The 23399-nt window shown below is 61.4% G+C and carries 24 protein-coding genes and 2 pseudogenes; 15 read left to right on the top strand and 11 right to left on the bottom strand.

What is annotated here, in order from left to right; genetic code table 11:
- Window positions 1-16: 16 nt before the first annotated feature.
- From ACZ1HK_RS12775 to ACZ1HK_RS12750, 6 genes are all read right to left on the bottom strand, one after another.
- Window positions 17-886, bottom strand: coding sequence for a DMT family transporter (locus ACZ1HK_RS12775; RefSeq protein WP_472629025.1), 870 nt, complete (start codon window positions 884-886; stop codon window positions 17-19).
- Between the two features lie 72 nt (window positions 887-958).
- Window positions 959-1249, bottom strand: coding sequence for an HU family DNA-binding protein (locus ACZ1HK_RS12770; RefSeq protein WP_472629024.1), 291 nt, complete (start codon window positions 1247-1249; stop codon window positions 959-961).
- Window positions 1250-1385: 136 nt separating this feature from the next.
- Window positions 1386-2867 carry an AMP nucleosidase gene (locus tag ACZ1HK_RS12765; RefSeq protein ID WP_472629023.1) on the bottom strand — a complete coding sequence of 494 codons (1482 nt, stop codon included), beginning with the start codon at window positions 2865-2867 and terminating at the stop codon, window positions 1386-1388.
- Window positions 2864-3136, bottom strand: a complete 273-nt coding sequence (locus tag ACZ1HK_RS12760; protein WP_472629022.1) for a hypothetical protein — start codon at window positions 3134-3136, stop codon at window positions 2864-2866. Before ACZ1HK_RS12760 ends, ACZ1HK_RS12765 begins: the two co-directional genes overlap by 4 nt.
- A 510-nt stretch (window positions 3137-3646) precedes the next feature.
- Entirely contained in the window at window positions 3647-5431 is a 1785-nt protein-coding gene (locus ACZ1HK_RS12755; RefSeq protein ID WP_472629021.1) for an adenine deaminase, read from the bottom strand.
- A gap of 48 nt (window positions 5432-5479) precedes the next feature.
- The gene (locus ACZ1HK_RS12750) at window positions 5480-6175 is read right to left on the bottom strand and encodes a sulfotransferase-like domain-containing protein (RefSeq protein ID WP_472629020.1); all 696 of its coding nucleotides are present in this window, start codon (window positions 6173-6175) and stop codon (window positions 5480-5482) included.
- Window positions 6176-6325: 150 nt separating this feature from the next.
- Between ACZ1HK_RS12750 and msrA the strand changes: the two genes are divergently transcribed.
- Window positions 6326-7003: a peptide-methionine (S)-S-oxide reductase MsrA gene (gene msrA / locus ACZ1HK_RS12745; RefSeq protein WP_472629019.1), complete on the top strand. Its 678-nt coding sequence runs from the start codon at window positions 6326-6328 to the stop codon at window positions 7001-7003.
- 2 nt (window positions 7004-7005) lie between these two features.
- On the opposite strand, the gene ACZ1HK_RS12740 is transcribed toward msrA, so the two are convergent.
- Window positions 7006-7293 (bottom strand): YggT family protein, encoded by a 288-nt coding sequence (locus tag ACZ1HK_RS12740; protein WP_472629018.1) that lies wholly within the window; start codon window positions 7291-7293, stop codon window positions 7006-7008.
- A gap of 109 nt (window positions 7294-7402) precedes the next feature.
- Between ACZ1HK_RS12740 and ACZ1HK_RS12735 the strand changes: the two genes are divergently transcribed.
- From ACZ1HK_RS12735 to ACZ1HK_RS12710, 6 genes are all read left to right on the top strand, one after another.
- Complete coding sequence (locus ACZ1HK_RS12735; RefSeq protein WP_472629017.1) at window positions 7403-7972, top strand: acyl-CoA thioesterase; 570 nt, start codon at window positions 7403-7405, stop codon at window positions 7970-7972.
- 51 nt (window positions 7973-8023) lie between these two features.
- The gene (locus ACZ1HK_RS12730; RefSeq protein WP_472629016.1) at window positions 8024-9403 is read left to right on the top strand and encodes an MFS transporter; all 1380 of its coding nucleotides are present in this window, start codon (window positions 8024-8026) and stop codon (window positions 9401-9403) included.
- A complete protein-coding gene (gene mepA / locus ACZ1HK_RS12725; RefSeq protein ID WP_472629015.1) occupies window positions 9400-10308 on the top strand; it encodes a penicillin-insensitive murein endopeptidase in 909 nt (302 codons plus the stop codon). Before ACZ1HK_RS12730 ends, mepA begins: the two co-directional genes overlap by 4 nt.
- A 247-nt stretch (window positions 10309-10555) precedes the next feature.
- A complete protein-coding gene (locus ACZ1HK_RS12720; protein WP_472629014.1) occupies window positions 10556-11077 on the top strand; it encodes an outer membrane protein in 522 nt (173 codons plus the stop codon).
- A gap of 85 nt (window positions 11078-11162) precedes the next feature.
- Window positions 11163-11669 carry an outer membrane protein gene (locus ACZ1HK_RS12715; RefSeq protein ID WP_472629013.1) on the top strand — a complete coding sequence of 169 codons (507 nt, stop codon included), beginning with the start codon at window positions 11163-11165 and terminating at the stop codon, window positions 11667-11669.
- On the top strand, window positions 11647-11778 hold the full coding sequence (locus ACZ1HK_RS12710) for a hypothetical protein (protein ID WP_472630929.1): 132 nt from the start codon (window positions 11647-11649) through the stop codon (window positions 11776-11778). The genes ACZ1HK_RS12715 and ACZ1HK_RS12710 overlap by 23 nt, the downstream gene beginning before the upstream one ends.
- A gap of 11 nt (window positions 11779-11789) precedes the next feature.
- Here ACZ1HK_RS12710 and ACZ1HK_RS12705 read toward each other — a convergent pair whose 3' ends face one another.
- Window positions 11790-12629 carry an LOG family protein gene (locus tag ACZ1HK_RS12705; protein WP_472629012.1) on the bottom strand — a complete coding sequence of 280 codons (840 nt, stop codon included), beginning with the start codon at window positions 12627-12629 and terminating at the stop codon, window positions 11790-11792.
- 75 nt (window positions 12630-12704) lie between these two features.
- Between ACZ1HK_RS12705 and ACZ1HK_RS12700 the strand changes: the two genes are divergently transcribed.
- Window positions 12705-13421 (top strand): 1-acyl-sn-glycerol-3-phosphate acyltransferase, encoded by a 717-nt coding sequence (locus ACZ1HK_RS12700; RefSeq protein WP_472629011.1) that lies wholly within the window; start codon window positions 12705-12707, stop codon window positions 13419-13421.
- Window positions 13422-13460: 39 nt separating this feature from the next.
- Here the strand turns inward: ACZ1HK_RS12700 and ACZ1HK_RS12695 are convergent, their stop codons facing one another.
- On the bottom strand, window positions 13461-13820 hold the full coding sequence (locus ACZ1HK_RS12695) for a hypothetical protein (protein ID WP_472629010.1): 360 nt from the start codon (window positions 13818-13820) through the stop codon (window positions 13461-13463).
- Window positions 13821-14005: 185 nt separating this feature from the next.
- Here ACZ1HK_RS12695 and dapD point away from each other — a divergent pair, with 185 nt between their 5' ends.
- From dapD to ACZ1HK_RS12670, 5 genes are all read left to right on the top strand, one after another.
- On the top strand, window positions 14006-14833 hold the full coding sequence (gene dapD, locus ACZ1HK_RS12690) for a 2,3,4,5-tetrahydropyridine-2,6-dicarboxylate N-succinyltransferase (protein ID WP_472629009.1): 828 nt from the start codon (window positions 14006-14008) through the stop codon (window positions 14831-14833).
- A complete protein-coding gene (locus tag ACZ1HK_RS12685) occupies window positions 14833-15291 on the top strand; it encodes a hypothetical protein (protein ID WP_472629008.1) in 459 nt (152 codons plus the stop codon). The genes dapD and ACZ1HK_RS12685 overlap by 1 nt, the downstream gene beginning before the upstream one ends.
- A 63-nt stretch (window positions 15292-15354) precedes the next feature.
- Complete coding sequence (locus tag ACZ1HK_RS12680; protein ID WP_472629007.1) at window positions 15355-15606, top strand: GlsB/YeaQ/YmgE family stress response membrane protein; 252 nt, start codon at window positions 15355-15357, stop codon at window positions 15604-15606.
- A 68-nt stretch (window positions 15607-15674) separates the two neighbouring features.
- Window positions 15675-16436, top strand: a complete 762-nt coding sequence (locus ACZ1HK_RS12675; protein ID WP_472629006.1) for a YHYH protein — start codon at window positions 15675-15677, stop codon at window positions 16434-16436.
- 42 nt (window positions 16437-16478) lie between these two features.
- Window positions 16479-16829, top strand: a complete 351-nt coding sequence (locus ACZ1HK_RS12670) for a hypothetical protein (protein ID WP_472629005.1) — start codon at window positions 16479-16481, stop codon at window positions 16827-16829.
- Here the strand turns inward: ACZ1HK_RS12670 and ACZ1HK_RS12665 are convergent.
- Window positions 16826-17842, bottom strand: coding sequence for a Hint domain-containing protein (locus tag ACZ1HK_RS12665; RefSeq protein ID WP_472629004.1), 1017 nt, complete (start codon window positions 17840-17842; stop codon window positions 16826-16828). The two genes, ACZ1HK_RS12670 and ACZ1HK_RS12665, sit on opposite strands and share 4 nt — an antisense overlap.
- 50 nt (window positions 17843-17892) lie before the next feature.
- Window positions 17893-19470: a Hint domain-containing protein gene (locus ACZ1HK_RS12660; protein ID WP_472629003.1), complete on the bottom strand. Its 1578-nt coding sequence runs from the start codon at window positions 19468-19470 to the stop codon at window positions 17893-17895.
- A gap of 298 nt (window positions 19471-19768) precedes the next feature.
- On the opposite strand from ACZ1HK_RS12660, the pseudogene dapE reads away from it, so the two are divergent.
- Together dapE and rnr are read left to right on the top strand one after the other, a co-directional pair.
- Window positions 19769-20919, top strand: a pseudogene (gene dapE / locus ACZ1HK_RS12655) (succinyl-diaminopimelate desuccinylase).
- A 155-nt stretch (window positions 20920-21074) separates the two neighbouring features.
- Window positions 21075-23329: pseudogene (gene rnr, locus ACZ1HK_RS12650) on the top strand (ribonuclease R).
- The last annotated feature ends 70 nt before the right edge of the window (window positions 23330-23399 follow it).

Here is a 23399-nt window from a genome sequence, read left to right as displayed (position 1 = left end):
CGTTCGTGAGACACGCTCAGGTTGCGATGCGAGCGCGCTGCACAGCCAGAATGCCGCCCGCAATGATCGCCACGCCGACCGCGTCGATCCAACTGAGTTGTTCGGACAAAAGCACATAGGCTATCGCTACACCGAAGACCGGGTTCAGGAAGTGATATGTCGCAGCCCGCGTCGGCCCGATCCGTCCGACCAGTAGAAACCAAATAAACGTCGCGGCAAGGCCCGGCATCAGAGTGGTGTAGAGGAACGCAAGGATGAACGGCGTTGTCCAATCCACGGCCAACTCTTCCAATGCCATCGCCGGGAACAGCAAGGCGATGGATCCCACCAGCATCTGCAATCCAACGATCATCAACAGATTGCCGCCATCGCTGGAAGCGCTTTTGACTGTCAGTGTCGCTGCCGCCAACGCAACGGCCGCTATCATGCACAAAACTATGGCGAACGGGTCTGCGCCGCCGCCAAACCGTTGCGCCATGATCAGCGCAACACCGGCGAAACCGGCAACCATTCCGAAGATACCCATCACGGGCAAACGCTCCTTGAAGATGGTCCAGTTCGCCAGCGCCACCAGCAGCGGCATGGTCGAGGCGATGATGGCGGCCAGAGACGCCTCAATCGTTTGCATCGCGACGAAGTTAAGGCCCAGGTAGATCGCGTTCTGGCACAAGCCGAAGATCAACACGGCCCGCCATTGTCCGCGCGTGAGGTTGAAGCGCTGCCCCAGGGCCAGCGCGATCCCGACGCCAATCAGACCCGAAATCGCAAATCGCGCTGACAGGGAAAATAGCGGAGGCGCAGCCTCAACAATGATCCGGGCAGAGGTAAAGGCCGACGACCAGATTAGGGCAAAAGTCAGCCCCATCAAAACCGCGCGCACGTCCATTCTCTGTCCCCGTCAAAGCAAAAGGGCCACGCCCTTCGGCGCGACCCTTTCACGTCTTCAGGTGGACAGCAATTAGCCGTTCACGGAATCCTTGAGTGCCTTGGCAATGGTCATCTTGACCTGCTTGTCGGCTTCTTTCTTGATCTGCTCGCCCGTGGCGGGGTTGCGAACCATACGCTCAGGACGCTCGCGGCAGTAGACTTTGCCGATGCCGGGAAGGGTCACGGCGCCGCCGTTTGCAACTTCCTTGGTGACAACGGCGGTCACTGCGTCAAGCGCTGCGCCTGCAGCTTTTTTGTCTGCGCCCATCTCTTCGGCCAGAGCAGCGACGAGTTGGGTTTTGGTCATGGGTTTGGTTGCCATGGTATTATTCTCCTGCATTCTTTCCCCCGAGCCCTTGGGCCGGTTGCGGCGAAGCTAACCGAATATTGTGGGCCCACACAACGCCTCGTGTGCGATTTGGGCAGAAAAATATGGGGAATCGGCGATTTTTGTCCTGTTAGAGGAAGGCAGTCTCCTGGAATGAGCGCAATTTCCGGCTGTGAAGGCGTTCCAGCGGCATCTCGCGCAGGTGCTCCATGGCGCAAATTCCGATCAACAAGTGCCGCGCGACCTGCGTTTTATAGAAGTCTGATGCCATGCCCGGCAGCTTCAATTCGCCATGGAGGGGCTTGTCGGAGACGCACAACAATGTGCCGTAGGGCACACGGAACCGGAACCCATTGGCCGCGATGGTTGCGCTTTCCATGTCGAGGGCAACCGCCCGAGATTGGCTGAGCCGCTGCACCGGACCCGTCTGGTCCCGCAATTCCCAGTTGCGATTGTCAAAACTGGCCACCGTGCCCGTGCGCATGATGCGCTTGAGGTCAAAGCCTTCCAGCTCGGTGACGTTCGCCACAGCTGTTTCCAAGGCGACCTGCAATTCGGCCAGGGCCGGCACCGGAACCCAGACGGGCAAGTCGTCGTCCAGAACCTTGTCCTCGCGCAGATAGGCGTGGGCGAGCACGAAATCGCCAAGCTGCTGCGAATTGCGCAGGCCCGCACAATGGCCCACCATCAGCCAGGCATGGGGGCGCAAGACGGCGATATGATCGGTCGCCGTTTTCGCGTTCGACGGCCCCACCCCGATATTGACCAATGTGATCCCGCCACCATCGGCGCGCTTTAGGTGATACGTTGGCATCTGCGGCATCTTCGCCGGTGGCGTGATGGCCGTCTCGGCATCCGTGATTTCGACATTCCCCGTCGCGACAAAGCTGACATAGCCGCTTTCGGGATCAGCCAATTGCGCGCGCGCGTAAGCCTCGAACTCATCGACGTAGAACTGGTAGTTCGTGAACAGAACATGGTTTTGAAAATGGCTCGGGTCCGTCGCCGTGTAGTGGGACAATCGCGCTAGCGAATAGTCGACCCGCTGCGCTGTAAACGGCCCCAGCGGATGGGCGCCATCCTCGTACGTGAAGCCCGTTCCGTTGACGATATCGTCGTTCGTCGTGGCCAGGTCCGGCACATCGAACATGTCGCGCAAGGTGAATTCGCCTGCGCCTTCCTGCGGCACGGAAATGGCGCTGTCATTGGCAACGGCAAAGTGCACCGGCATCGGCGTCATCGACGGCCCCACACTGACCGGCACGCCATGGTTTTTTAGAAGCAGTCCAATCTGCTGGATCAGGTAGTTTTCGAACAGGTCTGGACGCGAGATGGTGGCCGCATAAATCCCGGGCTCAGACACGTGACCAAAGCTCAACCGGCTATCGACACCGGCAAAGCTGGTCGTGCGAATACGGACCTCTGGGTAGTAGGCCCGATAGCGCGTGGCCTCGGGTGCGCCATCCGTCAGCGTCGCCGAGAAGCTGTCGCACAGGAATTGCGCGGCCTCTTTATAGAGTGTCTGCAAATGCGCGACCGCTGCTTTGGCGTCGGTGAAGCTGCGGGGCTCGCCCTGATCGGGGGACCGGACTTTTGGATTGTTTTGCGTCATTCTTCCTCGGAGATGTAGGGAAAGCTCTGCCGAATTGCGTCCAACTGTTCCTCTGACAGTATGTCGCGAAGTGCGGCTGAAATAACAAAGGGCTGCTCGGGGACAAGGCCGAGCATGTTGAAATCGCCTGTCGCGATGTCGGCAAGCGTATCAATCGGCATAGCCCGATCCAAGTAGTCGCGGACCTGGTCAGTTGCCTCGTCCGGCGGGACATGGATGCCCAGATCGCTCGCGCGGTCGGGGATCGTGACATGGAAGCGCTCTTCCAAGAAGGATCGAAATGCCATTGGGAGCAGGGGCGGCCCCCTCCATCCTGTTTGGCCTGTTCGTCGGCCGTCAGCTTTGGGTTGGATGCCGCAGGCTCCGGGTACCCAATCGCCAGAAATTGCAGCGCAATCACAGGATCTTGGGTCAGCACGTGGGGCATGCCGTGGTTGAACACGACGAAATGCTGCGCCCCGTCATCGTCCAGCCAGAGGGCCAAGATGCCGCCATCCCCTGCGATGGTTGCAAGTTTCACAAAGCGGTTTTTGACATCGTCGGGAGGTTGGGCCAGCGGTGGACCAGCTTCATACGAAAAAAGGACAAAACTGCCATTCGGGTGATCCATTTGTTTTGCTGGATAGATCGAAAGGTAGTTCTGCGCGAAGCTGCCGGGATCTGGGTGGTAGGTCAGCTGTCCCCCCATCCCTGCGCTTCCAGCCAATCAAACGTGTCGGCAAAGGCGTCTGGCAAGACCATGTTTGCCGGCATATGGGCTTTGAAGGCGCTGGAGAAACTCATTGGATCACTTCGGTCAGCTCAAAGGTGCGCACATCGACCAGACCCAGATCGGAAATCCGCAGCTCCGGGATCACGACCAACGCCAGCAACGAATGCTGCATATAGGCGTTGTTCAGCGTGCAGCCTGCTGCCTCCATTGCATCCACCAGGCGCGTGACTTTCGCCGCGACTTCGGTCGCTGGGGCATCCGACATCAGGCCTGCAATGGGCAATTCAACCAGCGCCAGCTCCTCGCCGTCGCGCCACAATGTGACACCGCCACCAACTTCGGCCAGCCGGTTCGCGGCCTTTGCCATCATGGCTCGGTCGGTACCGACCACGATCATATGGTGGCTGTCATGGGCCACGGTTGAGGCCATGGCCATGCCCGGCCCATAGCCGAAGCCGCTGACAAAGCCATTCGTCACGCCGCCTGTTCCACGGTGCCGCTCGACGAGGGCGATCTGCGCTATGCCGTCGGGTTCAACAACGCTGTCCCGGACGGGCAGATCCATCTCCAGCGCCTTTGTCGGTGCCTGGTTTTCCACCACGCCAATGACATTGGCGCGCACCTGCGGGGCGGTGGATCGGATTTCGAAATCTGGTGCGGCGAGCGTTTTGCCAAGATTGACCGATGTGCGGGTATCCTCTGGCCAGTCCAGATGAGGACATTCCACAAGCACTTTTCCGAACTGCGCGACACGCTGACCGCGCGCATAAACGACCTCGATGGGAAGCTCGTACAGATCGCTTGTCACAATCATATCGGCCCGCCGCCCCGGTGCGATCTGGCCAATCTCACGCTCCAGCCCGAAATGGGTCGCGGTGTTGATTGTGGCCATCTGCAGCGCAATCAGCGGGTCGCATCCGCAGGCAATCGCGTGCCGCACCGCGCGGTTCATATGGCCGTCTTCCACCAGCGTCTTCGCAAAGCAATCATCGGTGCAGATGATCATGTTGCGCGGGTCGAGGCCCCGTTCCGTTATGGCCGTGATCTGGCTTTCAATGTCATACCAGGCGGAACCCAAACGGATCATTGACCGCATGCCCTGGCGCATCCGCGCGATGGCGTCGGCCTCATGGGTCCCCTCGTGATCATCGGCGGGTCCACCCGCCGCGTAGGCGTGGAAATCCGGGCCCAGATCGGGCGAGGCATAATGCCCGCCAACGGTCTTTCCGGCTTTCTGGGTTTCGGCAATTTCGGCCAGCATTTGCTGGCTTCCAGCCACCACGCCGGGGAAGTTCATCATCTCGCCCAGACCGATGATACCGGGCCACGCCATCGCCTCGGCGACATCGTCGGGCCCGATCTCATATCCGGTCGTCTCCAACCCCGGCGCAGAGGGCGCGCAGGAGGGCATTTGCGTCCAGATATTGACCGGCTGCATCAGCGCCTCGTCATGCATCAACCGCACGCCACGCAGGCCGAAGACGTTGGCGATTTCGTGGGGGTCCGTGAACATTGACGTGGTCCCGTGCGGAATCACGGCGCGCGCAAACTCGGCGGGGGTCAACATACCCGACTCGATATGCATATGGCCGTCGCAGAGGCCGGGGATCAGGTATTTTCCAGCGATGTCCTGAACCTCGGTCGCAGCGCCGATGCAATGGGTGGCATCCGGTCCGACATAGGCGAAACGCCCTTGTTTTACTGCAACTTGCCAGCCGTCCATGACCTCGCGTGTTTGAACAAGTACGACCTTCGCGTTGGTCAGGACAAGGTCAGCGGGCGCCCGCCCGGCAGCGGTTGCGACAAGGTCGGCGGCGACATCGGGCCATGTGGGGAAAGGGGCGTGCTCCATGGTGCAGTTTTGCCGAAGCGCCGAGGGGCTGCAAGTGACGATTGGATGTCAGGCGGTGAGGCGCTTGCTGTGCAGTGCCTCGTAGATCGGAAGCGCCTCAGCGAGAAGGGTCTCATGCTGGGGCGCCACTTTGGGAAGTGGGCCTTCGGCGCCTGCAAACCCGGTTGAGCGGTGCACGGCGTCGTACCAATGCGGGGCCCAAGCGCCGTCGAAGACTTTCGGACCGGCGGGCCACGAGAGCATGGCGTCATCGAACGGCAAGCCAATGGATTCGCAGAGGATTTTCAACATCTCCTCCGGGTTTTCCCGGATATCGGCACTGTCGATAATCGGGCCGGGAAGGGCTGTGAAAACCCGCTCCACATCCGCAAAACCGATGTCCTCCATCGTGATCGTTTTGCGCTTGTTGGCGTAGCTTGCGATGACGCGCGCGGGGTGGCGGATGAGGTGGATATTCACGCAATCCTTCGCCCAATCCAGCGGGAAATCGGGCAGCATATGGTGGGTCATGAGCTTCAGGTATTGGACCGGCTTTGACTGCCCTGCGATCCCCGCAACAACCGCATTCGGATCGGTAGGTTGCGCCGCGATGCAGGCGTCGCGCATCGGGTGATCAGCGCCGGACGCGGCGAGGTAGGCGGCGTAGAACGGCTCATCCACGGCCTCGCAATCCGTGCGATTTCCAAAGGCATACATCATCGCTGTCGACAGGTTTCGTGGCCCCGACCACATGGCGATTTTCATGTGCATGATCCTGTAGTGAATCTGTAGTTTTTCTATAACTACAATTGTAGTGCAGCTTTCACCCTTTCGTGACATCAAGCGCCCGTGTCTTGCAATGCCGGTCTCATCGCGTTTCGCTAATCTGTGACGGCAATCCAAGGACCAATTCCCATGTCTCGCACTCCGATCCGAGAGAACATCAAAACACTGATCCTAAGCGTCGCAATCCTGACCGGTGCGGTCCTTGGCCACGGCAAGGCCCATGCGCAGGACATTCGTACCGCGGTCGTGGCGGGCGGTTGTTTCTGGTGTGTGGAGAGCGATTTTGAACGGGTGCAGGGCGTGATCGAGGTGGTGTCAGGCTTTGCCGGTGGCTCCGTCCCGAACCCCGAATACCGTGATGTCGTGCGTGGCGGTACGGGCCATCTTGAGGTGGTCGAGATCACATACGACGCCGAAGTGCTGCCCTATGCGGGCCTTCTGCGCCTGTTCCTGCGCTCCATCGATCCGCTGGATGCGGGCGGGCAGTTCTGTGACCGGGGCGAAAGTTACACCACTGCGATTTTCGTGAATGACGCGGCGGAGCGTGAGATTGCGCGTGGCGCGATCCTTGAGGCTGAGGGTGCGCTGGGCCAAAGCATTGTAACGCCGATCCGGGATGCCGCGACCTTCTACGCGGCGGACGACTACCACCAAGACTACTACCGCTCGGACGAGATCATCCTGACCCGTTTTGGCCCGCGTCGGAAATCGGTGGCCTATGAGCTATACCGACAGTCCTGCGGACGCGATCAGCGGGTGCTGGACATCTGGGGGCAAGAGGCGGCCTTTGCCGCCGATCACCTATAGGGTCAGATCAGCAGATAGGCGTTGTTTCGGATCACGATCTCAAGCGCGAGGATGCCGAGGATCACGACCAGTGGGGCCAGATCCAGCCCGCCCATATTCGGCAGGATGCGCCGGATCGGGTCGTAAATCGGTTGCAGCAGGCGGTTCAGACCATCCCAGATTTGCGCAACGATGGGTTGCGCCATGTTCAGCACACCGAAATTGATCAGCCACGACATGATTATATGGGCGATCACGATGAACTTCGCGACGCTGAGAAGCAGCATCAGGATCTGAAGGATGGAGGTCATGTTGGGCGTCCGAACAGTGGAGTGATGCAGGGCAAATAGGCAAGCGATGCCTTTCCCGCAAGCAATCGGCGCGGATTTGCAGAAAACGACGCGCATTTGACGCGACGGCGTGGTTGTCCTTGCCGCACGCACAGTCACATTGGCGGGCATGTATCCATTCGCACGCACCCTCTCTGTCGCCGCCCGCGAAAGCCGCAAGCCGCGGCTTGGCCTTTACGACACCCACAAGATGCAAATGACGTGCTGGCCGTTCGACGTCGATTACTTCGTTGAGATGAACAACGGTCGTGTCCTGACACTGTTTGATCTGGGCCGGACGGCGCTGGCCATCCGTATTGGGCTTTGGGACATTCTCAAGCGCGAAGGATGGGGCCTTGTGGTGGCCGGATCGACGGTGCGCTACCGGTCCCGTATCCGCCCGTTTCAGCGGTTCGAGATGCGCACACGGTTCCTGGGGTGGGATGCGCGGTTCTTCTATCTGGAACAGGCGATGTGGCGAGGCGAGACCTGTTGTCACCACGCGTTGTTGCGCACCGGTGTGACGCAGAAAGGGCGGCTCGCCCCTGTCGAAGACGTGGCCCATGCGATGGGCATAACCGACGGCAGCCGTCCATTGCCGCCTTACGCGCAAGCCTGGGCTGAGGCCGATGCGACACGCCCCTGGCCACCGGAATTCTGAGCGCGGTTAAAGTCGTGGACAAACATCGCCTGCCGCAAGAAGGTTGCGGGCATGGAAACAAGCGCGACTTCTGACACTGGCCCGTCTTTGCGAAAACGCATCTTGGGTTGGTGGGCCTTCGACTGGGCGAGCCAGCCCTACAACACGTTGCTTCTGACGTTCATCTTCGGTCCGTACATCAACGACCTTTTGGGCGACGGGACGCAGGCACAGGCGGCCTGGGGTTTTGGCGTGGGGGCGGCGGGCTTTCTGATCGCCATTTCGGCCCCGTTTCTGGGGGCCATGGCCGACCTTTCGGGCCGACGCTTGCCGTTCATCTGGCTGTTTTCCGTGATGTACGTGGTGGGTGCATTCGGCCTGTGGTGGGCCGCACCCGGCGATTTCAACCTGCTGCTGACGCTGATCCTGTTTGCCGTGGGGCTGATCGGGATGGAGTTTGCGACGATCTTCACCAACTCGATGCTGCCGTCGCTGGGCAACCGTGAAGAGATCGGGCGCATCTCGGGCACCGGCTTTGCGTGGGGGTATGTCGGTGGGTTGATCGCGCTGGTGATCATGCTGCTGTTTCTGGCTGAGAACCCGGAGAGCGGAAAGACCTTGCTGGGCTGGGATCCGGCCTTTGGCCTTGATGCCAGCGCGCGAGAGGGGACACGGTCGGTCGGGCCGCTGACGGCGATCTGGTTTGCTGTGGGCATGATCCCGTTCTTCCTGTGGGTGCGCGACACGCCCCCGCCGGGCGCGATTTCGATGGGGCAGGCGCTGCGCGGGGCGTGGCCGTCGCTGAAGGTGTCGCTGAAGCGGTTGCCGTCTGAGCGGCCGCTGATGTTCTACCTCGCCTCGTCGATGTTCTACCGCGATGCGCTGAACGGGATGTATGTATTTGGCGGCATCTACGCGGCGGGCGTTCTGGGCTGGGAGGTTGTGGATGTCGGGATCTTCGGCATTCTCGCGATCCTGACGGGCGCACTCTTCGCCTGGCTGGGCGGCAAGATGGACGGCGCGTTGGGGCCGAAGCCTGTGATCGTGCTGAACGTGATCGTCCTGACGCTGGTGGCTTTGGCCGTAGTTTTCGTCAGCCGCGACAGTGTGTTTGGCATTCCAGTGGAGGAAGGGTCGAGCGCGCCTGACATCGGCTTCTACATTCTGGGCGCGTTCATTGGCGCTTGTGGCGGGATGCTTCAATCGGCCTCGCGTACGATGCTGGTGCGGCAGGCTTACCCTGATCGCATGACAGAGGCGTTTGGGCTTTACGCGCTGGCCGGCAAAGCCACCTCCTTCATTGCGCCGCTGTCCATCGGGTTCATGACCCAGATCAGCGGATCGCAGCAGATTGGCGTTGTGCCGCTGGTTGTTCTATTCTTGATCGGCCTGATCCTTCTATTCTGGGTGGATCCGATTGGCCGAAATTTTGAAGACGAGGGGACTGCATGAAACGGCTTTTTCCATTCGCATTGATGGTGCTTGCGGCCTGCGGCGCAGGTGGCGGCGGACCCGCCATCGAGCTTGATCCGACGATTTCAGGGCAGGAAGCGCGGCAATATTTCGGGGCAGAGACCCGCGGCTCTGGCGGTGCGTCCGAGTCGATTGGCTTTTACTCCAACGGGTGTCTCGCCGGCGGCGTTGAGTTGGCCGAGACCGGCCCGACCTGGCAGGCGATGCGGTTGAGCCGAAACCGGAACTGGGGCCATGCCGAGTTGATCGACTATGTGCAGACATTGTCGGCTGATGTTGCGGCGAACACGTCTTGGGCGGGGCTTTATGTCGGGGACATGTCGCAGCCGCGGGGCGGGCCGATGCTGACCGGGCATGCAAGCCATCAATCGGGGATTGATGTCGACATCTGGATGCTGCCGCCCGAGCGTGTGAACCTGTCGGAAGAGGAGCGCGAAAACCTCTCTTCCATCTCTGTGCGCGCACAACGCGGCGCGTCGGTGAATGGCAATTGGACGGCGGAGCACGCCGAGGTGCTGCGCCTTGCCGCAACCGACCCGCGCGTGGCCCGCATCTTTGTAACCACGGGTGTGAAGGTCTGGCTGTGCGAAAACGTCACCGGCGATCGCAGCTGGCTGAGCCATATTCGCCCGGCCAATGGCCACCACTACCATTTCCATGTCCGGCTTCAGTGCCCGGACGGAGACCGGAATTGCCAGAACCAGCCCCTGCCGCAGGGCGATGGCTGCCAAGAGGCCTATGACCGCGCCGCGCGCATCCTTAACCCGCCCCCGCCCGGCCCGCCCAACACCGACCCGCCGCCTGACCGACCGCCGCGCGGCATGCGCGTGGCGTTGGGGGAAGTGCCAAACCAATGTGTAAGCCTGTTGAGCGGGTTGAACTGAGTCTTTTGGCGGCGCCGTTTGGCCGTGGCGTTGAGCCGCCAGACGGCGCCAGCCCCCTAACCCTCTGACAAGTCAGATTTCTAAGCGCATGGAAGAATCCGGCGTGCTGTGAGATGATTTCAGGATATTCATCATATCCTTGGAGTTATTCATGCTTCGCTTGTCTCTTTGCATTACGGCCCTCCTTCTTTCATCCCCAGCCATTGCCGGCGGCGTTGCCCCACAACCCGCCCCGCCGCCTGTGATAGTGCCCATCGCGGACGACGATTGGACGGAATTCTATATCGGGGGTCAGGTCGATTTCGTCGCATCCACGGACATCGCAGTCGGGGCGCTAGATCTTTACGATTTGGAAGGGCATCTGGCCGGGATCTTTGCCGGGTACCGATACGATTTTGGCGATATCGTTGTGGGCGGCGAGATCGACTATATGGTCGGAACACTTGAGGCGGCCAATATCGCACCCAACATCTTTCTCGTCGCTCCTGATGCCGACGTGACGCTGGTCAGGGTTGGCGGCGAAGTCGGGTACGACACGGGGCCAGCGCTGATCTACGGAACGGCGGGCTTTGCCCATATCAACTTCGCATTTGGGGCAACCCCGGACAACGAAAGCAACGGCTATTTCTTCGGGGCTGGGGTCGACTACCGCGTTGCGGAGAATGTCACGGTCGGCGCGGAGCTGTTGCAGCATTCGTTCAGCGATTTCGGAACCGCGCTGGAATTCGACATGACGACATTCGGCGTCAACGTCGCCTTCACGTTCTAGCCTTTCGTGACCTTGCAAAACGGGGAGGTGGTGCGCCTGCACGGCTGACCCGTTTCAGCAATCAGCTATTGTTCAGGAGACCGCTATGCGTTTGTTCCTTGCCGTCGCTTTTTTCAGCCTTTCTGCCCATTCCGTCATCGCAGGCGGCGACGCGCCGCACCCCGCGCCTGCCCCCGTGATCGTCGCGCCAAGCGGAACGGATTGGACAGGCTTCTACGTCGGTGGGCAGGTGGACCAGCTGTTTGAGGGCCTTTTGTCGGATGGTGGGGCGCCGCTCGCGGACATAGAGGGCACTCTTTTCGGCGCTTTTGCCGGGTATCGGCACGATCTGGGCACGCTTGTGCTGGGGGTTGAGGCGGATGCCATGTTCGGCACGCTCAGTGCCGCTGGTGTCGGGGGCAATTTCCCCATCGCGGACAACGACATCGACACAACGCTGTTGCGATTTGGGGGCGAGGTCGGCGCTGATCTTGGACAGGTGTTGATCTACGGCACCGCAGGGGCAGCCTGGATCGAGTGGGAAAGCGGCGGTGCCACGCTGGATGGTGACGGGTTCTTTTGGGGCGCTGGTGTTGATTTCTCTGGTGTCTGAGCAGGTCAGTCTTGGGGTCGAGATCCTGCACCACCAGTTTGATGGTTTTGGTGGCACAGGGGATCTTGAATTCGGAACCGTTGGCGTGAACGCCGCATTCCGGTTTTGAGACGGGCCGTTTCAACGCCCCGGGATTTCACCGCGTTTGCCGCTGAGCGTCCAGTTGTCGATTACATCGAGGGCGTCCTGCGCCGTTTCCACAAAGCGGAAGAGGTTCAGGTCGTCGGCTGAGATGGTGCCCGCACGCACGAGTGCGTCCCAGTTCACGATCTCGCGCCAGAAATCCTCACCAAACAGCAGAACGGGCACCTGCTCCATCCGGCCGGTCTGGATCAGGGTCAGGGCTTCGAACGTCTCATCCATCGTGCCGAAGCCGCCGGGGAAGACCGCGATGGCCTTGGCGCGCATCAGGAAGTGCATCTTGCGGATCGCGAAGTAGTGGAAGTTGAAGCACAGCTCGGGCGTGATGTAGTGGTTCGGTTCCTGCTCGTGCGGGAGCACGATGTTGAGGCCGATGGAACAGCCACCCGCATCCTGCGCGCCACGGTTCCCGGCTTCCATCACACCGGGGCCACCGCCCGTGACGACGACATTCTCGGTGCAGCCCGACTCCACCGAACGCTCGGTTATCACACGGGCAAATTCGCGGGCCTCTTCGTAGTATTTCGACATATCACGCAGCGTTTCGCTGCGGGCACCGTCGCGGTCCTCGGGCCGAGGAATACGTGCGCCGCCGAACAGCACGATGGTCGATTTGATCCCATGCGCGTCGAGGCCAAGTTCGGGCTTGAGAAGCTCAAGCTGCAACCGGACGGGCCGCAACTCATCCCGGCAGAGGAAATCGTCATCGGCAAAGGCCAGACGGTAGGCGGGCGATTGCGCCTGGGGCGTGTCGGGCAGCGATTGCGCGTAGGCGATATCCTGATGGGCATCGCGAAAAGGCTTGCGGTCGTCTTTCATTACGGAATTCCGTAGTTGCAGGTCAGTTGAATGCCTATACCCTCACCGGGGGCAGAGCGGCAACTGGACGTATCCATGAAGGCAATTCAACGGTTTGTGGATGCGACCCTCGGGCGGGTCTTGCGCCATTTCTTTTTTGTGTGCCTTCGGACCTATTTCGGCCTGTTCTATAATATCAGCATTTCCAACAAGCATTTGTTGCAGGACATGCCTGGCGGCCTGATCCTGGCCACGCATGTCACGCGTCTGGATGGGCCCATGGTGGCCTCGCTGCTATATCCCACGCGGCGGGTTCTGCCTGCGGTGCACTACAACGAATATTTCCATCCCGCCCAATTCCTGGTGCTTGCGCCGTCGGGGTGTATCCCGCTGTCGTCGCCCAAGGATTGGCCAGCGGAAAAGCGCGCCGAGCGGAAGTTGTGGGCGCAGGGAAAACTGAACGACACCATCCAAAGCGGCAAGATCGTGCTGCTTTTTCCCGGTGGTCAGGCCAAGCGGCAGGCGCGCGAAATCATCCAGCCGCATTTCAGCGGCGCATATGAGACACTGCGCGCCAATCCCGATTGCCCCGTCGCGATCCTGCGCATTCAGGGGTTGAGCAAATTCGACAAATCCATCCGGGACCTGTTCTGGAGTTTCCTGGGCATCTTCAAGGGTCGGCGGCACGTCAACATCACGATTGAGCGGCTGGATGGTGGGCTGGACACCAGCCTGCCGCTGGACGCGTTCAACGCTGATCTGGAGGAGCGCTTCAATGCGCCGCCCCATTGGCCAGCGGCTGATCAAGCATAGCGACTGGCGTGGTGCCTCGTTTCAGTTGGCGGCGGTGCGCTACTCGATCGTCCAAATCATGGTGCCGCCGTCGGAATAGTGGGTCAGCGTGTTGCCTGAAATCTCGGCTGGGCCGCAGAAAGGCTCACTGACCTCGACGCCAAAACAGAAGTTGTTTCCATTGACCGACCAAGTGCCGTTGACCGGAGAGAAGTCCCGCTCAGACGGGCCGAAATAGAAACGACCAGCGACCTGCCCACCGGGAAGAAGCGTGTGCAGCTCATCGTTGTTGATAAGCTGTGCGCCCGTCAGGCGCTGCTGTAGCGACGCGCCTTGTGGCGTGGGCGACGTGCCCGGAACGGTGGCGGCAACACAGCCCGACATTGCAAGGGCTGAGAGGAGGGCAAGGGGTTTACGCATTCTTAGGGCCCTTTCTTGGCAAATTGACCTTGGGAAAGGTGCGCATAGCGCGTTCAAAAGTAAAGACTTTCTGCCGAAGCGCTTCCTGTCCTGGTCCGCCTTGGACGCAGTGGTGCGTTGCAATGCGTTCTGGCGGTCTCTATAGCCCGCGCGGAACGCCGCCCTTGCTTTACGGAGCCTAGCCCATGTCGAACGCTCAACTCGAAACCGCCATTGAAGCCGCCTGGGAGGCGCGCGATCAGATCACCCCAGCAACAACGGGCGAGACCCGCGAAGCCATCGAGGACACGCTCAATGCGCTCGACAGCGGATCGCTGCGGGTGGCGGAAAAGCAGGAAAGCGGTGATTGGCATGTGAACCAGTGGGCCAAGAAGGCCGTGCTGCTGGGCTTCCGCCTGAAGGACATGGAGATGCAGGGCGGCTCCGCCCAGGGCGGGTCCTGGTGGGACAAGGTCGACAGCAAGTGGAAGGGCTGGGGCGAGAATGAATGGGGTGCTGCGGGCTTCCGTGCGGTGCCCAACTGCGTCGTCCGCAAGTCCGCCTATATCGCGCCGGGCGTCGTTCTGATGCCATCCTTCGTGAACCTCGGCGCTTACGTGGACAGCGGCACGATGGTGGACACATGGGCCACGGTCGGGTCTTGCGCGCAGATCGGCAAAAACGTGCACCTGTCGGGTGGCGTGGGCATTGGCGGCGTGTTGGAGCCGATGCAGGCGGGCCCCACGATCATCGAGGATGATTGCTTCATCGGCGCGCGGTCGGAAGTGGTCGAAGGCTGTATCGTCCGCGAAGGCTCGGTTTTGGGCATGGGCGTGTTTATCGGCAAATCCACCAAGATCGTGGACCGTGAAACAGGCAATGTCTCCTATGGCGAAGTGCCCGCAGGCTCGGTCGTCGTGGCAGGCTCCATGCCGTCGAAGAACGGCATCAACCTCTACTGTGCGGTGATCGTGAAGCGGGTGGATGCGCAGACGCGGTCGAAGACCTCGATCAACGAGCTTCTGCGCGATTGATGCAAAAGCGACTTCTGCTTGGTCTGGCCCTGTTTGTCTGTCTGATGGCATCGGGCTGGGCCTGGCAGCGATTGGCCGAGGATGGCGGTCCCACGGATTACCAAGGCAGCTTTGTCCGCATCACCGTGATGGAGGGCAGGGAGGCGCTGTGCGCGAACACCTCTGAGGTGCCCCCTGAAGGCATCCTTCGCGTGGACGCCGACCGCGTCATGACCGCAGGTCTGACATGTGCGATCGCGGGCATCGACGTGATCAGCGAAAACACCACGGAAGGCCGTTCTGACACAGTGGAACTTGGCCTTGATTGCGGCGGGCAGGGCGCGGGACCGGATGGTGTTGACGCCACGCTTTGGATCACCGCGCGGGCTGAGATGACAAGCTACATCGCCATGGATGGCGGCGACTACGTCGAAGCCCATGCCACCTTCATGCGATGCCCCGGTGTGCCGGTCGAATAGCGCCCATTTGCCTGCAAGCGGAGATTTCGCGATACTCCCTGCATCGTATCAGGAGGGCTCACCATGCAGGGACTAGGTTGGATCGCCGCCATTTTCGTAGGCGGCCTTGCCGGTTGGATCGGCTCCCGCATCATGGGGGCGAATACCGGGCTGATCACGAACGTCATTCTCGGGATTGTGGGCGCGATGGTTGCCAATGTCCTGCTTGGTCTGATCGGGATCAATGCCTCGGCCACATGGCTCGCCCAAGGCGCAGTAGGCCTTCTGGGCGCATGTATCCTGATTGCAGCTTGGCGCATGATCCGGGGGCGCTGACACCAAGCGACGGAATACGTCGTGCGCCGCGTGGTACGTCCTGACACAAGTTGAAAGGACCACCCAAAATGTTTCGCCTTCTGACCCTCGCCGCCCTTCTGGCCGGTACTGTCGCAACCTCTGCCATCGCCCACGAAAATGACGTCAGCATCACACGACAGGGCGACGCGCTATGCATTGCGTCCAATGGAAGCCCGGACCACGACATTGGGTCGTTCCCCAATTCCGGCAATCCACACAGCTTTCAGGCGCAGAACGTTTCGGTCTGTGTCGATGCCACGCCGACCTATACCGGCCAGATGACGACCGAGACGCATTCATCGGGCATTTCGGTCACCGGTATCCTATTTCGCCCCGGCACTGCCGACTACTACGACGCCTCCAGCCCGCGCGGGCATTCACGCGACCCGTCAAGCGGCTGGAATTTGGAGGGGATGGGTTCGGCCGATGCGCTAGGCATGGATGCAGCTAACGCGCATGTCGATCATCGAGGCCTCTATCACTACCACGCCGTCGCGGACAGTTTCCTGGACAACCGCGACGATAGCTTGATCGGATGGGCCGCCGATGGGTTCGAGATCCACTATGTCGGCGATCAGGCACAATCATCGTGGCAGCTGCGCGATGGTACACGGTCGACCGCACCGTATGGCGTGTTTGATGGCAGCTATGAGGAGGATTGGGAATTCGTAGCAGGCTCCGGCAATCTGGACCAGTGCAACGGCGCCATGATGGGCGGCGACTATGTCTACTTTGCCACCGATACCTTCCCGTTCTTCCCGCGTTGTTTCATGGGCGAGGTCAGCTCGGATTTCACCGGACGGCGCTAAGGCCGCTTGACAGATCCTGCCCTCCTGCGTCATCCGCGCGGGATGGCAGAGAAACCGAAGAAGCCCAAAGCGAAGCATGACGTCTACACCTTGCTGGTCCAGGTTGGGCGCAAGGACGGCGATGGATTGCCCGATGGCTCCACCGGGGCGGGGCTGTTGTGCTTTGCCAGCGGTGTGGATGAAGCCGAGGCGGTGCGCGAGACGGTGGCCTTGCTGAAGCAGGCCGATCTGAACCCGCTGGATGTAACAGGCTACGGCACCCGCGCCGAGCGCGAGGCGCAGGGCGACGAGATCAACGATGAGGAACGCAGCCTGATGGACCGCGCGAAGGCCGAGAACGCCGTGATCGTTGTGCAGATGACGCCATTCTTCGACGGCGAGGAAAAGGCCTAAGCCGCGCGCGAATTCGCGGTCAGCAAGGCCCTGGCGGATGCCCTGTCGAGCAAGGGCAGAGACGGCGTCAGATCGCATTCACTTGGGGCGGCGGCCTGGCCGACCTGGGGATCCCCCAAGGCCATGACATCGCCCAGATGCGAGGTCTCGATCGGGCAATTCTCCACCAGGATACAGGCGGGATCATCCAGCATCATATGATAGAAGGTGCGAACCGCCTGGTGCCGATCGCGGAACACGGCCCGCCCGTTCGCAAGATCACCCACCTGCGCCAAAACGGCATCGGTCCCACACAGATAATCGACCACGGGCCCTGTCTGCAGAATCCGCGTTTGGGGGGTGACGATCAGATCACGGGCAAGGCCGAAATAGGGCGCGCGCAGGCGCATGGGGGCGTTGCGGCCCATGCACAGGCGTGGACGCGCCTCGATCCAGCGCAGGGGATGGGCCTCTCCTTGCGCGTCGAGAACCGTGTCGCCCGCGCGCAGGGCATCCACCGGGCGGGGGCCCTGCGTTGTGGCGATGATCGCGCCGCTTTCAACGCCGGGCAGATCGGTGGCCGGAACCAGGGTTGGAGCAACAGCCGCGATATGGGCGACCTTCAGATAGCCGTCGGCGGCGGGAACGGCTTCGGCCATAGTCGCAAGATGCGCCAAACCCGCGCGCAGGGTTTGCGTACGGCCCTGATCGAAATTCGTGATCTCGAACGTGTCGTGCCGACCCTCCGAACAGGTCACGTACCGCAGGCCCACGGTTTCCCCGCTGCGCATCATGTTCGGTGCAGAGACCAGATCAATGTCGCCGTGCACAAGGCGCAGGGCATCGTTTGGCATCAGGTAGATGGTGATGGCGTGGCCCGGATCTTCGGCCATGCCGCGCCAGAGCCGCAACGGCACCTGTTTGGGCCGTATCCGCCCGCGACGGGGCGCAGGACGGCGCGGGCCGGACAGCTCCAGCCAAAGGGTCATGGCCCGCAAGGGCGTGTCGCACGCGGCCTGCGGCCGTTTCAGCACGCGTCCCTCGCTCCATATGGCGTGCCACGACATCTGTTCGATGGCCCCGCTCAACCCAGCATCGCGCGGGCCTCATACCCGCGCAGGGGCAGGCGGGCCGCGGGCCCGTAGCCATCTTTTGTTTCACGGTCGATTTCGGGGAAGAGTGTCAGCACCTCTTCCTGAACCGCAGCATCGAGATCGTTCATGACCGTGGGGCCGGGCAGGAAACTTTCGGTCGCCAGCCCTTCGGACCAGATGATCTGGTGCTTGTCGAAGAGCAGGTGGAAATACTCCACCTCGCCGCCTTCCAGCACGCGGACGGAGCATTCGTTGACCAGGTCCTTGGCGGCGACCAGCACCTCATCCTCGCCAAACATCAGCTCGGCCATCCAGTGGGTCAGCATCACGCGATGCTGGGGCGAGACGACCAACCGGCGGTGCATCCCAAAGGTGCCGGCTTCAATCACTACGGGGGCAAAACGCCCCTCGGCTGCGACGGTGCGGGTGCCGATCCAACGGATCGGCTGCAGACCGTTGTCCCGGGTCTCAACCATGTCGCCGGGCACGAGGTCTTCCACCGGCTTCTCACCCTGATCTGTCAGGATCATCGTGCCGCGTACGAAGCAGGGAATGGCCGTGACCGTGACAAAGGCGGTGTCGGTGATGCCGGTGCCATCGTCGGCGGTGTAGGTGAAGTTGATCGATTCCGGTGCCGTGAGGCCCACCTGTGTCGCCGGTGGAACGATCTCTAGCGTTCCGTCCAACAACAGCGTGATGTCATGGCCTGACGACAGGGTGATCGTATCGCCGAGGCTCACCTCAATCCCGTTGATGTGGGTAATGAAGGCGATACCGCCGCTTGTCGGGTCATTGGCAAGCACATCAAGGACGCCAGTAATCGTTTCCTGGCGCGTGATCGCATCGTCATAGGCGATGAATTCACCCTGCAGCGAGTTCGCCGCAATCAGGACCGAACTGTCATAGCTGCTGTCGCCCACATCCGCGATGCCGATCTTGATGTCGTTGGGAACGCCGTTGTTGACCGGGATCACCAGTGACAGAGTCACAGTGAAGCCGTCCATCTCGGTGTTGTAGTCGTCGTTGGTATTGTCGTTGAAAAGCGTCGCGTTTTCGTTCTGGTTGACCGAGTTGATCTGCGTGACGTTCACCGTGGGCGATGTAACCAGGTTGCCGTTGATCCAAACCCCCACGGCGTCATTGTAGATCGAGCCTGTGAATTCCGGGTACTCCTCGGACGCGAAAGTGAACTGCATCGTGATGAAATCGGTCGTGGGGGTGAAGTTCACCTCCATGAACGACGCATCAAAGGTCGAGCGGCCTGCAATCGCGTTGAAATCCGGATCGTTGTTGGGGCCAGAGGTGTTTGTCGTCTCATTGCCCTGGCGGTTCGGGTCGCCGTTTGAGCGCGTGATGTCGGTGGCCCGGCCCGTCGAGAGGATCACGCCGGTGTCTGACGGTGTCAGCGCGTTCGAGACGTTATCGCCGTCCGAGTAGATGCCAGACGACTCGCTCCAGCCCGTATAGGTGGCGGTATTCACCGTCACACCGGGGCCGAAGATCGCCAGCGCCATATCAAGCGCCGAAGCGCTGGTATCGATTGGTAGCTCTTGTCCCGTCGCGGGCATGACCTGCCTTCACCCTTTTCGGGCCGAGGTCTGGCAAGACATCACACGCTATCACACAACTGCCGCACGGCCCAAAGGCCCATGCGGTCATGGCGAATGCTCTCGTTACTCTACTCGATGTGGCGCCTTGTTTTTGTGGCGTCCACTGCCTGCCTCGGCGTATTTTTATGAGCCTCGTTACCATATCGCCTGTGGATAAATCCAAGTTTCCGCCGCGTAAGCGACATGTTCGCGCCGCATTGTGGTCTCTCTGCCACGCCGATAGGCTAGGGTTTCACCAGTGATTTCCGAGGTTTCCATGCCCGCTGTCCCCGTCGATCCCGTCGCCCTGACCGCTGATCTGATCCGCTGCAACTCCGTCACGCCGCTGGAAGGGGGGCACTTGTGATGTTGGAAAAGCTGCTCTCGGAGGCCGGGTTCACTTGCACCCGCGTCGACCGCAACGGGATCGCAAACCTCTATGCCAAATGGGGTGAGCGCGGGAACGGCAAGGCGTTCGGCTTCAACGGCCACACGGATGTGGTGCCTGTGGGGGATGAGGCCGCCTGGACCCACCCGCCCTTCGGGGCCGAGATCGACGGCGATTGGATGTATGGGCGCGGCGCCACCGATATGAAATCCGGCGTGGCCGCCTTTGCCGCCGCCGCCATCGATTTCGTGCGTGAGACGCCCCCCGACGGGGCTGTCGTGCTCGCCATTACCGGCGATGAGGAGGGCGAAAGCTCGGACGGCACCATCGCGCTGCTCGACTGGATGGCCGAGGCGGGCGAACGCATGGACCATTGCATCGTGGGTGAACCGACCTGCCCGGAGCAGATGGGCGACATGATGAAGATCGGTCGCCGCGGCGCCCTGACAGCCTTCTTCGAAGTGATCGGCAAGCAAGGCCATTCCGCTTATCTGCACAAGGTCATCAACCCGATGCCCGCCGTGGCCCTTCTGGGCCACCGTCTTTCGACCCATGTGCTGGACGACGGCACCGACCATTTCGACCCGTCCACCTGTGCGATCACCACGATCGACACTGGCAATGCGGCCAACAACGTCATCCCGGCCAAGACCGGCATGACCGTGAACCTGCGCTTCAACGATACGCATACCGGCGAGAGTCTGACCAAATGGATGCGGACTGAGGCTGACAAGGTGGCCGAGGAAACCGGCACCCGCATCGAGATGACCACCAAACTCAGCGGCGAGGCCTTCTTGACGCCCCCCGGTGACCTCTCGTCACTCGTCGCGTCGGCCGTGCAGGCCGAGACTGGCCGCACGCCAGAGATGTCCACAACAGGCGGCACCTCCGACGCGCGCTTCGTGAAGAACCATTGCCCTGTGGTGGAATTCGGACTGGTGGGCCATCGCATGCACCAGGTCGATGAACGTGTCCGCATCAGCGACATCCACGACCTCAAGCGGATCTACACGCGTGTGCTCACCGACTACTTCGTGTAACCGAACGCTAAGGTTCACGCGCGCCTGCCCCTGCGCTGTCTTATCTTCCTTGTTTCAGAAATACCTCCCGCGGAGCGTCCGTACTCTCCACTCGCGCCTACGGCCCCGCGAATTCCCCGATGACGCCTCCACGCGCCCATGATACGCCCGCAGACATGAGCAGCCTTCCCTCCAAAGACGACGTCCTCACCTGGATCAACGACAATCCCGGCAAGCGGACCAAGCGCGATATCGCCAAAGCCTTCGGCATCAAGGGCGCCGCGCGGATCGACCTCAAGCGCATGCTGAAAGAGCTGGAGGAAGAGGGGCAGATCGAAAAGAAGGGCCGCCTTTATCGCGACCCCGGCAAGCTGCCGCCTGTGGGTGTGCTGATCATCCAGGCCCCCGACAGCGATGGCGATCTTTTCGCGCGCCCGATGAATTGGGATGGGGAGGGGCCGGAGCCGCGTATCCTGTTCACCCCGCGCCAAAGCGATCCGGCGGTAGGCGAAGGCGACCGCATCCTCGCCAAGCTGTTCGAGGCTGACGGCGAGGATCACCAATATACCGCGAAGCTGATCCGGAAGATCGGCACAAACCCCCGCAAAATCCTCGGCATCTTCCGCAAGTCTGACGAAGGGGGCGCATCTCGCCCATCTCCAAGGGGTCCGACAAGGAATGGATCGTACGCTCAGGCGATACCCACGGCGCGAAAGATGGCGAACTGGTCGAAGGCGAACTGGCCGGGCCCAAAGCCCGCATGGGCCTGCCGCGGGCGCGGATCACAGACCGGTTGGGAGACCCGGGCGCGCCACGGGCCGTGTCGCTGATTGCGATCCACGAAAACGGCATTCCCGATGCCTTCCCCGATGCCGTGGTGGCCGAGGCTGATGCCGCCAAACCCGCGCCCCTGAAAGGCCGGGAGGATCTGCGTGATCTGCCGCTTGTCACCATCGACCCGGCGGATGCCCGCGACCATGACGATGCCTGTTATGCGCACGCCGATACCGACCCGAAGAATGAGGGTGGCCATGTCATCTGGGTCGCCATCGCCGATGTCGCCCATTACGTGCGCCCGGGCTCCGCGCTGGACCGTGAGGCGCGCAAGCGGGGCAATTCGACCTACTTCCCCGACCGTGTCGTGCCGATGCTGCCTGATACGTTGTCGGGTGATCTCTGTTCGCTGCACGAAGGCGTCGACCGCGCGGTGATTGCCGTGCGCATCGTGGTGACGGCTGAGGGGCAGAAACGCAGCCACAGCTTCCACCGCGCCCTGATGCGCTCGCCGGCGAGCTTGCACTATGAGGAAGTGCAGGCGGCCCAGGACCGCGAACCAAACGACCGCACCGAAGCTTTGCTCGAACCGGTCATCCGCCCGCTCTACGCCGCCTATGATGCGCTCGTCATCGCGCGTGAAAAGCGGCAACCGCTGGAATTGGATCTGCCCGAACGCCGGATCGAGTTAAGCGACGACGGGAAAGTTACCTCCGTCGCGTTCAAGGAACGGCTCGACGCCCACCGCCTGATCGAAGAGTTCATGGTGCTGGCCAATGTCTGCGCGGCTGAAACGCTGATTGCCAAGCGCACACCGCTTCTGTTCCGGGTGCATGAAGAACCTTCGCCCCAGAAACTCGATGCGTTGCGAGAGGTTGCCCAGGCATCAGGTCTGACGTTGGCGAAAGGGCAGGTCCTCAAGACTTCCCACCTCAACGCGCTGCTCACACAGGCGAGCGAGGAACATGCCGAACTGATCTCCATCTCCACTCTGCGGTCGATGCAGCAGGCCTATTACAACCCTGAGAATTTCGGCCATTTCGGCCTTGCCCTGCAGCACTATGCGCATTTCACTTCACCGATCCGACGCTATGCGGACTTGATCGTGCACCGCGCGCTGATCTCGGCCCACGGTTGGGGGAAGGATGGCCTACAACCGGACGAGATCGATCGGTTGGAAGAAACGGCCAAGCTGATCTCTGACACCGAGCGCCGGTCCATGGTCGCCGAACGCGACACGAATGACCGTTATCTGGCCGCCTATCTGTCCGACCGCGTGGGCGCCCAGTTTGCAGGCCGCATCTCGGGCATCGCGCGGTTCGGGGTGTTCGTGAAACTGGATGAGACCGGCGCGGACGGCCTTTTGCCGATGCGTGCTTTGGGCGACGAATATTTCCACTTCGACGCCGAGGCGCAGACACTGATGGGTGCGGATACGGGCCTTGTGATCGGCATTGGCGACCGCGTGCAGGTGAAACTGGCCGAGGCGGTGCCCGTAACCGGCGGTCTGATCCTCGAACTGCTTGAACATGAAGGCCGCGCGCGGCCCGCAACGCGCCGTTCTGGCCGGCGCAAATCCCCCGTCCGCCGCAAGGCCGGCGCCAGCAAGGGCAAACGCACCAAGCTGCGCAAGAAGGCCGCGCGGAAGGGCAAGTAACCCCGCGGTAACCGGTTTTGCGGCAAAAGAGGCGGCAAGACTCCGCCCACATTCCGCTAAATGCTGTGAA

This window comes from Gymnodinialimonas sp. JB5-7 (genome assembly GCF_055693405.1).
Note: the sequence above shows the minus strand (reverse complement) of the source record. Positions and strands in the feature narration are given on the sequence as shown.

Excerpts from the sequence above, each read along its gene's own strand:
- ACZ1HK_RS12775 (WP_472629025.1), bottom strand. The coding sequence starts at position 886 with ATGGACGTGCGCGCGGTTTTGATGGGGCTGACTTTTGCCCTAATCTGG.
- ACZ1HK_RS12770 (WP_472629024.1), bottom strand. The coding sequence starts at position 1,249 with ATGGCAACCAAACCCATGACCAAAACCCAACTCGTCGCTGCTCTGGCC.
- ACZ1HK_RS12765 (WP_472629023.1), bottom strand. The coding sequence starts at position 2,867 with ATGACGCAAAACAATCCAAAAGTCCGGTCCCCCGATCAGGGCGAGCCC.
- ACZ1HK_RS12755 (WP_472629021.1), bottom strand. The coding sequence starts at position 5,431 with ATGGAGCACGCCCCTTTCCCCACATGGCCCGATGTCGCCGCCGACCTT.
- ACZ1HK_RS12750 (WP_472629020.1), bottom strand. The coding sequence starts at position 6,175 with ATGAAAATCGCCATGTGGTCGGGGCCACGAAACCTGTCGACAGCGATG.
- msrA (WP_472629019.1), top strand. The coding sequence starts at position 6,326 with ATGTCTCGCACTCCGATCCGAGAGAACATCAAAACACTGATCCTAAGC.
- ACZ1HK_RS12740 (WP_472629018.1), bottom strand. The coding sequence starts at position 7,293 with ATGACCTCCATCCTTCAGATCCTGATGCTGCTTCTCAGCGTCGCGAAG.
- ACZ1HK_RS12730 (WP_472629016.1), top strand. The coding sequence starts at position 8,024 with ATGGAAACAAGCGCGACTTCTGACACTGGCCCGTCTTTGCGAAAACGC.
- mepA (WP_472629015.1), top strand. The coding sequence starts at position 9,400 with ATGAAACGGCTTTTTCCATTCGCATTGATGGTGCTTGCGGCCTGCGGC.
- ACZ1HK_RS12715 (WP_472629013.1), top strand. The coding sequence starts at position 11,163 with ATGCGTTTGTTCCTTGCCGTCGCTTTTTTCAGCCTTTCTGCCCATTCC.
- ACZ1HK_RS12705 (WP_472629012.1), bottom strand. The coding sequence starts at position 12,629 with ATGAAAGACGACCGCAAGCCTTTTCGCGATGCCCATCAGGATATCGCC.
- ACZ1HK_RS12700 (WP_472629011.1), top strand. The coding sequence starts at position 12,705 with ATGAAGGCAATTCAACGGTTTGTGGATGCGACCCTCGGGCGGGTCTTG.
- ACZ1HK_RS12695 (WP_472629010.1), bottom strand. The coding sequence starts at position 13,820 with ATGCGTAAACCCCTTGCCCTCCTCTCAGCCCTTGCAATGTCGGGCTGT.
- dapD (WP_472629009.1), top strand. The coding sequence starts at position 14,006 with ATGTCGAACGCTCAACTCGAAACCGCCATTGAAGCCGCCTGGGAGGCG.
- ACZ1HK_RS12685 (WP_472629008.1), top strand. The coding sequence starts at position 14,833 with ATGCAAAAGCGACTTCTGCTTGGTCTGGCCCTGTTTGTCTGTCTGATG.
- ACZ1HK_RS12680 (WP_472629007.1), top strand. The coding sequence starts at position 15,355 with ATGCAGGGACTAGGTTGGATCGCCGCCATTTTCGTAGGCGGCCTTGCC.
- ACZ1HK_RS12675 (WP_472629006.1), top strand. The coding sequence starts at position 15,675 with ATGTTTCGCCTTCTGACCCTCGCCGCCCTTCTGGCCGGTACTGTCGCA.
- ACZ1HK_RS12670 (WP_472629005.1), top strand. The coding sequence starts at position 16,479 with ATGGCAGAGAAACCGAAGAAGCCCAAAGCGAAGCATGACGTCTACACC.
- ACZ1HK_RS12660 (WP_472629003.1), bottom strand. The coding sequence starts at position 19,470 with ATGCCCGCGACGGGACAAGAGCTACCAATCGATACCAGCGCTTCGGCG.